This window comes from Pseudomonas sp. B20, from assembly GCF_020515755.1.
Lineage (GTDB): Bacteria > Pseudomonadota > Gammaproteobacteria > Pseudomonadales > Pseudomonadaceae > Aquipseudomonas > Aquipseudomonas syringae.
The window spans coordinates 1-10901 of the sequence record NZ_JAHPJG010000041.1 but is presented as its reverse complement, the minus strand read 5'-3'; the positions used below and the strand labels follow the sequence as shown (position 1 = coordinate 10901).

The following is a 10901-nucleotide window of genomic DNA, read 5'->3' as shown; positions in this document are numbered from 1 at the left end:
GGCGTATTAGTGGGTCAGTAGATTTTCAGCGGCTGCACAGGCCTCTTCGTGAGCAAGCTCACTCCCACGGACTCGGGGACTTTCAGGATAATCCGGGGCTTTGTGGGAGCGAGCTTGCTCGCGAAGGCGTATTAGTGGGTCAGTAGATTTTCAGCGGCACAGGCCTCTTCGTGAGGAAGCTCACTCCTACGGATTCGGGGATGATCCGGGGCTATGTGGGAGCGAGCTTGCTCGCGAAGAGGCCAGTTCAATCCCTGAAAATGCCCCACAAGTGCAGGGTATCCAAGGCATAAAAAAACCCCTGCATCGCTGCAGGGGTTTTTTATTGGGTCAGGGATCAACCCTTGAACACGTCATCCACGCTGGTCAGCGGGTAGTGCTTCGGATACGGCAGGGTGGCAACGCCGGTCTCGATGGCGGCCTTGGCCACTGCATCGGAGATCAAGCCCAGCAGGCGGGTGTCCATTGGCTTCGGAATGATGTACTCACGACCGAATTCCAGTTTGATGCCGCCGTAGGCGTCGCTGACTTCCTGTGGCACAGGCAGCTTGGCCAGTTCGCGCAGGGCGTTGGCCGCGGCGATTTTCATTTCTTCGTTGATGCGCTTGGCGCGAACGTCCAGGGCACCACGGAAGATGAACGGGAAGCCGAGTACGTTGTTGACCTGGTTCGGGTAGTCCGAACGGCCAGTGGCCATGATCACGTCACTGCGGGTGGCGTGAGCCAGTTCCGGGGAGATTTCCGGATCAGGGTTCGAGCAGGCGAACACGATCGGGTCCTTGGCCATCAGCTTGAGGTTTTCAGCGCTCAGCAGGTTAGGACCGGACAAGCCTACAAATACGTCAGCGCCATCCAGTGCGTCGGTCAGCGAGCGCTTCTCGGTCGCGTGGGCAAACGCAGCCTTGTACTGGTTCAGGTCGGTACGGCCGGAGTGGACAACGCCGGTACGGTCGACCATGAAGATGTTTTCGATCTTCGCGCCCATGCTCACCAGCAGCTTCATGCAGGAGATGGCCGCAGCGCCAGCACCCAGGCAGACGATCTTCGCCGAATCGAGGGTCTTGCCGACGATTTCCAGTGCGTTGATCATGCCGGCCGCTGTCACGATCGCGGTACCGTGCTGGTCATCGTGGAAAACCGGGATGTCACACTGTTCGATCAGCGCCTTCTCGATTTCAAAGCACTCAGGCGCCTTGATGTCTTCCAGGTTGATGCCACCGAAGGTGATGGAGATACGCTTGACGGTGTCGATGAACGCCTGTGGGCTTTCGGAATCGACTTCGATATCGAAAACGTCGATACCGGCGAAGCGCTTGAACAGAACCCCTTTACCTTCCATGACCGGCTTGGAAGCCAATGGACCCAGATCGCCGAGGCCGAGAATCGCGGTGCCATCGGAAATAACTGCTACCAGGTTGCCTTTGCCGGTGTACTTGTAAGCCAGCTCGGGGTCACGGGCAATTTCACGCACGGGTTCAGCAACGCCAGGGCTGTAGGCCAGAGCCAGGTCACGAGCGGTTGCAGTCGGCTTGGTGAGTTCGACGCTCAGCTTCCCCGGACGAGGATTGGCATGGTATTCGAGCGCGGCAGTTTTCAGATCTGACATGTATTGGATTCCGCTTTTTTACTGTGGGACAGACGGACCGCCGAGGATACGCAAGATGCATAGTCCTAACAAGACTGACCAGTCACTGCTGTCAATAGGCTCGGGCTTAGACTTTACGCTTAGAGGCCTGAAACGTGAACACTCGGTCAGGCTCGTCAGATCACCGGTTTGAAGGGCGCTTCTAACGGCGTGAAAGGTCCAGCATTGCGGGATGGGTCAGTGACAGCTGCCAGCGGGACTGCCCCTTTTTCAGGCCTCCGCGCCGGGAGCGATCGACGACCCAGCCACGCGCTTCGACCTGCCGTCCTTCGAGGCGCTGGAGCGTCGCCGTATCGAATGCACTCAGGTGGGCAGGCGCGATACGCAGAACCAGCGAGCCCTGCAACTCGATCCACATACCACCGCGGTTGCGCTGCACACGCCTGACCTGACCGGACACAATCGCGAACCCGCTTTTGCTCAGTCGGGCCGAGGACTGCACCGGCGAATTGCGCCACACACCCAGCCGCGCCTGACGTGCCTGACGCTCCGCGCCCTGCTGGCAAGCGACCAGCCTGACATTGGGCGCAACGGCCACCAGATAGCCCAGCCCTTCGCTGAGCAACTGCGCCTCGAGGTTGGCGCCTTTACGGTCATAGACGTTGGCCAGCGTGCGGCCGTAATGATCCTTGCCCTGCCGGCCGATACGCAGCCTGACCTTGCCGCCGCTTTCATTGACCAGCGTCTGCAAGCGCTTTTTCGCCGCCTCGGCAAACGGTTCGGCCGACCGGCCTTTCCTGCCGGTTTCAGGCGTATTGAGCCCGATCATCCGCACACTGCGGCCATCGGTCAGCTTCAAGGTGTCGCCGTCGACCACTCGCTGTACCTGTGCGACCGGCAACGAGGCAGGTGCCGGGCAGAAGGCCTGCGCGCCGGATACCCAAATCGCGGGCATAAAAAAGACGCCCACAAGGAGCGCCTTTTCAAGCAGTCTGGAGATGCCCATCGGGCAGCCAGTCTTACTTCGCTTTGGTAGCGCCGAACGCACCGAAACGGGATTTGAACTTGTCGACACGGCCGCCAACGTCAAGCGTCTTCTGCTTGCCGGTGTAGAACGGGTGGCACTCGTTGCACACGTCCAGGCTCAGAGGAGCGGCCAGGGTGGAACGGGTCTTGATGACATTGCCGCAGCTGCAGGTAGCGTCAATGGCTTCGTAAACTGGATGGATATCAGCTTTCATCGGTACTTCCTCGGTCTAACGCGCCGCCACTCAACACTATTGTTGAATACCGCACGGAAATAGGCTGCGGATAGTACCAGACAATTGCAACGACGCAAGCGAACCTTCACACCGGTCGTCTGCTAAGATCGCGCCTCCGTCATCACTTATCATCACAGGGAAACACCGCGTGCCCGACGCCATCCTGCGCCTTGCCCTGCCCTCGCCGCTTCGCCGCCTGTTCGACTACCGCGCCCCAGCGGGCGTGTCGCGCAGCGCCTTGCAGCCGGGCATGCGTCTGCGAGTGCCGTTCGGACGCCGGGAAATGATCGGCATCCTGGTGGAAGTGGTCGATCACAGCGAAGTGCCCGCCGACAAGCTCAAGCCGGCAATCGCTCTGCTCGACAGCGAAGCGCCGCTGCCACCCGCGCTGTTCAAGCTGTGCCTGTGGACCTCGCAGTATTACCAGCACAGCCTCGGAGACACACTGAGCTGGGCCTTGCCGGTGCTGCTGCGTCAGGGCGAACTGGCCGAAAGTCGCCAGGAGCGCTTCTGGCACGTGGCCCCGGGCGCCAGCGTCGACGATCCGCGCATCGCCCGCGCACCCAAGCAGCGCGAGGCCTTGACCACTCTTGCCCAGCACCCGCACGGGGTGGCGCATCAACTGCTCAGCAAGCTGATGCTGAACAAGGACAGCCTCAACCTGTTGCTGGCCAAGGAGCTGGTGTATGTCGAGGTCCGCAGCCATGCGCCCAGCGCACGCCATGAACACTGGCTGGCCCAGCCTGAATTGCCGCTCAACACAGAACAACGCGCCGCTTACGAAGCGATCCGCGCCGGGTTCGACAGCTTTCATGCGTTTCTGCTGGCCGGCGTCACCGGCAGCGGCAAGACCGAAGTCTATCTGCAACTGATCCGCGAAACTCTCGAGGCCGGCAAGCAGGCGCTGGTGCTGATCCCGGAAATCAACCTCGGCCCGCAGACCCTGGCGCGCTTCGAGCAACGCTTCAATGCGCGCATTGCGCTGGTCCACTCGGCGGTCAACGACCGCGAACGGCTGGACGCCTGGCTGGCGGCTCGCGATGGCGAGGCGGACATCATCATCGGCACGCGTTCGGCGCTGTTCACGCCGATGAAAAACCCCGGCCTGATCATCATCGACGAAGAACACGACGGCTCCTATAAACAGCAGGAAGGTCTGCGCTATCACGCCCGCGATCTGGCCCTGGTGCGCGCGCGTCAGGAAAACATTCCGATTGTCCTGGGCTCGGCCACTCCGTCCCTGGAAAGCCTGCACAACGCTTACACCGGCCGCTACGGTCTGCTGCGCCTGAATGAGCGCGCGGGCGGCGCACAGCAGCCGCGTTTCATGCGCCTGGACGTCAAGAGCCGACCGCTGGACAGCGGCATCTCCGGGCCTATGCAGCAGGCCATCGGCCAAACGCTCGCGGCAGGCCAACAGGTATTGGTGTTTCTCAACCGTCGCGGCTTTGCGCCAACCTTGCTGTGCCACGACTGCGGCTGGATGTCCGGCTGCCAGCGCTGCGATGCACGCATGACCGTGCACCAGCGCTCGGGCGAGCTGCGCTGCCATCACTGCGGGTATGTCGAGCGTGTACCGCGTCAGTGCCCGTCGTGCGGCAAGGTGGATTTGCGCCCGGTAGGCGCCGGCACCGAGCGCGCCGAAGAGCGCCTGGCGATTCTGTTTCCGGACTACCCCGTACTGCGTGTCGACCGCGACAGCACGTCGCGCAAGGACGCCATGAACCAGCTGTTCACGACGATCCAGCGCGGTCAGCCGTGCATTCTGGTCGGCACGCAAATGCTCGCCAAGGGCCATCACTTTCCCCGGGTCACGCTGGTCTCGATTCTGGACGCCGACGGCGGGCTGTTTTCCGGCGACTTCCGCGCCAGCGAGCGCATGGCGCAATTGATCGTGCAGGTGGCAGGTCGTGCCGGGCGCGCCGAAGAGCCTGGCAAGGTGATCATCCAGACCCACCTGGCCGACCACCCACTGCTGATTCAGTTGACCGAGCAGGGTTATTTCGCCTTTGCCGAACAGGCCTTGAGCGAGCGCCGTTCGGCGGGTCTGCCACCGTTTTCACACCTCGCACTGCTACGCGCTGAAGCGCACAAGCCGGGACAGGCCGAGGCCTTTCTCGATCAGGCCTGCAGCGATGCCGAGCAACTGGTTGCGCAAATGACGCTGGGCGGCATCGAGCTGCTGGGCCCGGTTCCGGCCCCGATGGAACGCCGCGCCGGGCGTTATCGCGCGCAGCTGCTGGTGCAGTCCAGCGCCCGCGCGCCCTTGCATAAATTGCTTGCCACCTGGCTGCTCGCGCTGGAGCAAATGCCCAGCGGTCGGCAGGTCAGATGGTCGCTGGATGTGGATCCTGTGGATCTTTATTAAGTCACGCCGTTGGCAAGCAGGCTTGAGCAACGGATAATGCAGAGTTTTTCCACCCGCGCATCGAAGCGCCACCGCGCTTGCGGTCGAAGAGAGCACCATGAAAGACACGATTCGCCAGCTGATTCAACAAGCCCTGACCCGTCTCGTCACCGAGGGCGTCTTGCCAGAAGGGCTGACGCCGGCGATCCAGGTGGAAAACGCCCGCGACAAGACGCACGGCGACTTCGCCAGCAATATCGCGATGATGCTCGCCAAGCCTGCCGGCATGAAACCGCGCGATCTGGCTGAAAAGCTGATCGCCGCACTGCCGGCCGACGAGCAGGTCAGCAAGGTCGAGATCGCCGGGCCGGGCTTCCTGAACTTCTTCCAGAATACTGCCGCGCTGGCCGCGCGCCTCGACGCTGCACTGGCCGACGCGCACCTGTCGGTGCGTAAGGCGGGCGCTGCACAGCGCGTGGTCGTCGATCTGTCGGCACCGAACCTGGCCAAGGAAATGCACGTTGGCCATTTGCGCTCGACCATTATTGGCGACGGCGTGGCGAACGTCCTGACGTTTCTCGGCGACACGGTCATTCGTCAGAACCACGTGGGCGACTGGGGCACCCAGTTCGGCATGCTGCTGGCCTATCTGCAGGAAAAGCCGGCGACCAGCGACGAGCTGTCCGACCTGGAAAACTTCTACCGCGCCGCCAAGCAGCGCTTTGACGAGTCCGAAGAGTTCGCAGAGCGTGCTCGTGGTCTGGTGGTCAAGCTGCAGGCCGGCGATGCCGAGTGCCTGGCGCTGTGGACGCGCTTCAAGGACATCTCGCTGTCGCACTGCCAGGAAACCTACGAGCGCCTCAACGTCAAGCTGACCCCGGCCGACGTGATGGGCGAAAGCGCCTATAACGATGACCTGGCCAATGTGGTCAACGACCTGAAAGCCACGGGCCTGCTGGTCGAGAGCAATGGCGCACAATGCGTGTTCCTCGAAGAATTCCGTACTGCCGATGACACGCCGTTGCCGGTCATCGTGCAGAAGGCCGGTGGTGGTTATCTGTACGCCACCACCGACCTGGCAGCGATCCGCTATCGCAGCAAGGTGCTCAAGGCCGACCGCGTGCTGTATTTCGTCGACCAGCGTCAGGCCCTGCACTTCCAGCAGGTGTTCGAAGTGGCACGCCGCGCCGGTTTCGTGCATGACGGCATGCAACTGGAACACATGGGCTTCGGCACCATGAACGGCGCCGATGGCCGCCCGTTCAAGACCCGCGATGGCGGCACGGTCAAGCTCATCGACCTGCTCGATGAAGCCGAAGAGCGCGCCTACACGCTGGTCAAGGAAAAGAACCCGGAAGTCGCCGAAGCGGAATTGCGCAGCATTGCCAAGGCCGTGGGCATCAGTGCGGTGAAATACGCCGATCTGTCCAAGCACCGCGCCAGCGATTACAGCTTCAACTTCGATCAGATGCTCAGTTTCGAAGGCAACACCGCGCCCTATCTGCTGTACGCCTACACCCGTGTGGCCGGCGTGTTCCGCAAACTGGGTACACCCTTCGACGCAAGCAAAGGGCAGATCGCCCTTGAGGCGCCGCAGGAGCAGGAACTGGCCGCACGTCTGGCGCAGTTCACCGAAACACTGAACAACGTCGCAGAAAAAGGCACACCGCACGTACTTTGTGCTTACCTGTATGACCTTGCGGGTCTGTTTTCGAGCTTTTACGAAAACTGCCCGATCCTTGGTGCGGAAAACCCCGATCAGCAACAGAGCCGTCTGCGGCTGGCTGCACTGACCGGCCGCACCCTCAAGCAAGGCCTGGACCTGTTGGGTCTGGAAACTCTGGAGCGTATGTAAGTTGGCAGTTGCGAAGAAGAAACCGGCACCCAAGCGGGGCGCCAGCCGTTATCAGGCACCCGCGAAGAAGCCGATTCCAGGATGGTTGTGGCTGGCGATTGGCTTGACCGTGGGCGCATTCGTGGTCTTTTTGATGAAGCTCGAACCCGGTGGCGATGACGTCAAGCGGGTCAGGGCAGACGCCAAGGCTGCAAAGATCGCCGAAGCGAACAAGACGCCGCCAAGCCCTACGGCGCCGGTCAAACCCAAGTACGACTTCTATACATTGCTGCCTGAATCGGAAGTGATCGTGCCGAACGAAGCCGTGCCGGAGAAGACCCCGCCGCCTGTGGCACCGACCGCACCGGTCTCGCCGGAACAGGCCGCCAAGATCGACACGGCACGTGCCCAGGCAGCCCTCAGCGGCCTGACGCCTCCGCCAGCGCCGCCGGTTGCGACCACCAAGCCGGCCGCGGTGACGACGTTCTTCCTGCAGGCGGGCTCGTTCCGCAAACAGGCTGACGCCGAGAAAGTCCGCGCACAAATCATCCTGCTGGGCCAGACCTCTACCGTCGAGTCGGGCACCGTCAAGGATGAAACCTGGTATCGCGTACTGGTCGGCCCGTTCAGCAACCGCGAACAGCTGACCACCGCGCAGAAACAACTGGCAAGCGGCGGATTTAGTAACCTGTTGTTGCAACAGCGTCAAAGCCGCTAGCCAAAGCGCCGCTGTTTCCGTGCTCATCGCGTGTTTTCGATGAGTACGGAGAACGGAGCTTCTGCCCGAAGGGCGTAGGAGCGGACTTGTCCGCGATCTGCCGGGAACCGGCAGCAAAACCAGCCGCATCGGTGTATCAGACCCAGCCGAGGCAGCCTGTTTGGGGGCCGCTTCGCAGCCCATCGCGGACAAGTCCGCTCCTACGCCCGTTGGGCAGAATCAAAACGGCCTTCTGTCCGCTACAAAAACCGGGAGATCGCGGACAAACGAAGCGTCGCCCGGTCCGCTTAAAGAGTTGGGACAAGAATCATACGGTCATTCCCCCCGATTCATCCCCAAGGTTGAAATACTCACCCACACCCCCATATGAGTTTGCATCAGGGCATTTTCGCCCCGCAGTGTGGAGACTCTCCCTTGACCACCATCGTTTCAGTGCGCCGCCACGGTAAAGTCGTCATGGCTGGCGACGGCCAGGTTTCTCTGGGCAACACCGTCATGAAAGGCAACGCCAAAAAGGTACGCCGCCTGTATCACGGTGAAGTGATCGCCGGATTCGCTGGCGCGACCGCCGATGCATTCACGCTGTTCGAACGCTTCGAGGCCCAACTGGAAAAACACCAGGGGCATCTGGTTCGTGCAGCCGTCGAACTGGCCAAGGACTGGCGCACCGATCGCTCACTGAGCCGTCTTGAAGCCATGCTGGCCGTCGCCAACAAGGATGCCTCGCTGATCATCACCGGCAACGGTGACGTGGTCGAGCCCGAGGACGGCCTGATCGCCATGGGCTCCGGCGGCGCATTCGCTCAGGCTGCCGCACGCGCCCTGCTGCTCAAGACCGACCTGTCGGCCCGCGAAATTGCCGAGACTTCCCTGCATATCGCCGGCGACATCTGCGTGTTCACCAACCACAACATCACCATTGAGGAGCAGGACCTCGTCGGCTAAGCCGCTGCCGGGCCGCATCCCCTGTGGCCCCATCGACTTGCCCGCAACAGAGGACCGTGAATAACCATGTCAATGACTCCCCGCGAAATCGTCCATGAACTTAATCGCCATATCATCGGCCAGGACGATGCCAAGCGCGCCGTGGCTATTGCCCTGCGCAATCGCTGGCGCCGCATGCAGTTGCCTGAAGAACTGCGTGTCGAAGTAACCCCCAAGAACATTCTGATGATCGGCCCGACCGGTGTCGGCAAGACCGAAATCGCCCGCCGTCTGGCCAAGCTCGCCAACGCACCGTTCATCAAGGTCGAAGCCACCAAATTCACCGAAGTGGGTTATGTGGGTCGTGATGTAGAGTCGATCATCCGTGATCTGGCCGATGCCGCGATCAAGCTGCTGCGCGAACAGGAAATCGTCAAGGTGCGTCACCGCGCCGAAGATGCCGCTGAAGAGCGCATTCTCGATGCCCTGCTGCCACCGGCCCGGGTAGGCTTCAACGAGGATCCGGCGCAGAGCAGCGATTCCAATACCCGTCAGCTGTTCCGCAAGCGCCTGCGCGAAGGCCAGCTGGATGACAAGGAAATCGAGATCGAGATCAACGAAGCCGTTGGTGTCGATATCTCCGCGCCGCCTGGCATGGAAGAGATGACCAACCAGTTGCAGAGCCTGTTTGCCAACATGGGCAAGGGCAAGACCAAGAGCCGCAAGCTCAAGGTCAAGGAAGCGCTCAAGCTGGTACGCGAAGAAGAAGCGGGCCGTCTGGTCAATGAAGAAGAGCTGAAAGCCAAGGCGCTGGAAGCGGTCGAGCAACACGGCATCGTGTTTATCGACGAGATCGACAAGGTTGCCAAACGCGGTAACTCGGGCGGTGTCGACGTGTCCCGTGAAGGCGTGCAGCGCGACCTGCTGCCGCTGATCGAAGGCTGCACGGTGAATACCAAACTGGGCATGGTCAAGACCGACCACATCCTGTTTATCGCGTCAGGTGCGTTCCATTTGAGCAAACCGAGCGATCTGGTCCCCGAGCTGCAAGGCCGTCTGCCGATCCGCGTTGAACTCAAGGCGCTATCGCCACAGGACTTCGAGCGCATTCTCAGCGAGCCGCATGCGTCGTTGACCGAACAGTACCGCGAGCTGCTCAAGACCGAAGGCCTGAAGATCGAGTTCAAGCCTGAAGGCATCAAGCGCCTGGCCGAGATTGCCTGGCAGGTCAACGAGAAGACCGAGAACATCGGCGCCCGCCGCCTGCACACGCTGCTTGAGCGCCTGCTCGAGGAAGTCTCGTTCAGCGCCGGTGACCTGGCCATCAACCCTGACGCAGCGCCGATCGAGATCGACGCGGAATACGTCAACAGCCACCTCGGTGATCTGGCAGAAAACGAAGACCTGTCGCGTTATATTCTCTAAGACACACGCGGTTGGCATTTCAGGCTGCAAGAGGTTGTTCACTCTTGCAGCTTTTTGCTTCTGCCCGACGCTTAAAACCCGAGACTGCAGCCATGCCCGCTCTGCCCACTGCCATCCAGTTGCACAAGGCCTCCAAGACCCTGACGCTGAAATACGCGCCGGATGAGGAATACCATTTGCCCGCCGAATTTCTGCGGGTGCATTCCCCTTCTGCCGAGGTTCAGGGCCACGGCCGGCCGATCCTGCAATTCGGCAAACTGGGAGTCGGCCTGACCAAGGTCGAGCCCGCCGGACAATATGCGCTGAAACTCACTTTTGATGACGGCCATGACAGCGGCCTTTTTACCTGGGAATACCTGTACGAACTGGCCACACGCCAGGCGTCGCTATGGGAAGACTACTTGCAGGAACTCCAGAAAGCGGGCAAGTCCCGCGACCCTTCCGAACACGTCATCAAACTGATGCTCTGACCCGCCTCGCAGGTGTCCGCATGAACAGCATCGTGCCCATCACCCCATACAAGTCCGCTTTTGATTCTGGCCGGAGGCCGTGGGAGCGAACTTGTTCGCGAAAGGGCCGTATGATCGTCGAAAATGTATCGACTGAAACGCCATATACGCAAACAAATCCTTTTATTCCACGCGTTCGAAGACTGCATGTAACTATGAGTACTCCATGTGCTCGGCCTCCGATCCAGAGGATGCGGCGCGGCGCAGGTCTATGACGCAGAGCGTCACGCACTGCATTCCCACGCTGGAGCGTGATGAACGATAGTCGCCCGTAAGAACACCATCATGCCCACTCCG

9 protein-coding genes are annotated in these 10901 nt (G+C 61.1%); 6 read left to right on the top strand and 3 right to left on the bottom strand.

Translation table 11 applies throughout. The annotated features are described in order from the left end of the window. Positions 1-337: 337 nt before the first annotated feature. The 3 genes from LIX91_RS25365 to rpmE all read right to left on the bottom strand — a co-directional run bounded on the left by LIX91_RS25365 (position 338) and on the right by rpmE (position 2826). Positions 338-1606 carry a malic enzyme-like NAD(P)-binding protein gene (locus LIX91_RS25365; RefSeq protein WP_003316648.1) on the bottom strand — a complete coding sequence of 423 codons (1269 nt, stop codon included), beginning with the start codon at positions 1604-1606 and terminating at the stop codon, positions 338-340. Positions 1607-1787: 181 nt separating this feature from the next. Further along, positions 1788-2591, bottom strand: coding sequence for a thermonuclease family protein (locus LIX91_RS25360; RefSeq protein WP_032702563.1), 804 nt, complete (start codon positions 2589-2591; stop codon positions 1788-1790). Positions 2592-2604: 13 nt separating this feature from the next. Beyond that, entirely contained in the window at positions 2605-2826 is a 222-nt protein-coding gene (rpmE, locus tag LIX91_RS25355; protein WP_002551648.1) for a 50S ribosomal protein L31, read from the bottom strand. A 169-nt stretch (positions 2827-2995) separates the two neighbouring features. Between rpmE and LIX91_RS25350 the strand changes: the two genes are divergently transcribed. The 6 genes from LIX91_RS25350 to LIX91_RS25325 all read left to right on the top strand — a co-directional run bounded on the left by LIX91_RS25350 (position 2996) and on the right by LIX91_RS25325 (position 10565). Beyond that, a complete protein-coding gene (locus tag LIX91_RS25350) occupies positions 2996-5215 on the top strand; it encodes a primosomal protein N' (RefSeq protein ID WP_226489396.1) in 2220 nt (739 codons plus the stop codon). A gap of 97 nt (positions 5216-5312) precedes the next feature. After that, entirely contained in the window at positions 5313-7049 is a 1737-nt protein-coding gene (argS, locus tag LIX91_RS25345; RefSeq protein ID WP_226489395.1) for an arginine--tRNA ligase, read from the top strand. Between the two features lies 1 nt (position 7050). Next, the gene (locus LIX91_RS25340) at positions 7051-7746 is read left to right on the top strand and encodes an SPOR domain-containing protein (RefSeq protein WP_003403056.1); all 696 of its coding nucleotides are present in this window, start codon (positions 7051-7053) and stop codon (positions 7744-7746) included. Positions 7747-8160: 414 nt separating this feature from the next. Continuing rightward, positions 8161-8691, top strand: coding sequence for an ATP-dependent protease subunit HslV (hslV, locus tag LIX91_RS25335; RefSeq protein ID WP_002551644.1), 531 nt, complete (start codon positions 8161-8163; stop codon positions 8689-8691). A 66-nt stretch (positions 8692-8757) separates the two neighbouring features. Further along, positions 8758-10095, top strand: a complete 1338-nt coding sequence (hslU, locus tag LIX91_RS25330) for an ATP-dependent protease ATPase subunit HslU (protein WP_003365974.1) — start codon at positions 8758-8760, stop codon at positions 10093-10095. A 92-nt stretch (positions 10096-10187) separates the two neighbouring features. After that, positions 10188-10565, top strand: coding sequence for a gamma-butyrobetaine hydroxylase-like domain-containing protein (locus LIX91_RS25325; protein ID WP_003414228.1), 378 nt, complete (start codon positions 10188-10190; stop codon positions 10563-10565). The last annotated feature ends 336 nt before the right edge of the window (positions 10566-10901 follow it).

What these genes read in the sequence shown, in the direction of transcription:
- LIX91_RS25360 (WP_032702563.1), bottom strand. Translation starts at nt 2,591, where the DNA reads ATGGGCATCTCCAGACTGCTTGAAAAGGCGCTCCTTGTGGGCGTCTTT.
- argS (WP_226489395.1), top strand. Translation starts at nt 5,313, where the DNA reads ATGAAAGACACGATTCGCCAGCTGATTCAACAAGCCCTGACCCGTCTC.
- hslU (WP_003365974.1), top strand. Translation starts at nt 8,758, where the DNA reads ATGTCAATGACTCCCCGCGAAATCGTCCATGAACTTAATCGCCATATC.
- LIX91_RS25365 (WP_003316648.1), bottom strand. Translation starts at nt 1,606, where the DNA reads ATGTCAGATCTGAAAACTGCCGCGCTCGAATACCATGCCAATCCTCGT.
- rpmE (WP_002551648.1), bottom strand. Translation starts at nt 2,826, where the DNA reads ATGAAAGCTGATATCCATCCAGTTTACGAAGCCATTGACGCTACCTGC.
- LIX91_RS25325 (WP_003414228.1), top strand. Translation starts at nt 10,188, where the DNA reads ATGCCCGCTCTGCCCACTGCCATCCAGTTGCACAAGGCCTCCAAGACC.